Here is a 359-nt window from a genome sequence, read left to right as displayed (position 1 = left end):
ACTTTTTCAAGTTCTGATTTATCTGCTTTGGTTACTAAGCTTGATTGTGTTGATTTCAAGACTTCTGTTGCTTTGACAACTTGTTCTACTGTTACAGATTCTGGATTGTTCACGATGCCTTGTGCCACCGCTTGTGCATCTTCGAATGGAGCAACACTGTTTGGTGTGAAGTTATCTTTAACCACTGTTCTTGAGCTTGCAAGTTGTACTTTCAATGCTTCAAGTGCTTTGTTGAAGGCATCGACTTTATCTTGAGTCACTTTATTTTCGATTGCTTTTTCTAACTCAGAAGTTGCTTTGTTCACAGACTCTTGCGTTGCATTTTGATCTGCTTCAACAGTTACTGCTGTATCTAATGC

At 38.7% G+C, this 359-nt stretch carries 1 protein-coding gene; it reads right to left on the bottom strand.

Going from position 1 to position 359, the window contains the following annotated elements; all coding sequences use genetic code 11:
* Positions 1 to 359 (bottom strand): FIVAR domain-containing protein (locus tag HMPREF3270_RS13975; protein WP_176746728.1); only part of this gene is annotated, 359 nt, incomplete at both ends.

It is taken from the genome of Staphylococcus sp. HMSC65H10, assembly GCF_001839185.1.
GTDB classification, from domain to species: domain Bacteria; phylum Bacillota; class Bacilli; order Staphylococcales; family Staphylococcaceae; genus Staphylococcus; species Staphylococcus simulans.
Note: the sequence above shows the minus strand (reverse complement) of the source record. Positions and strands in the feature narration are given on the sequence as shown.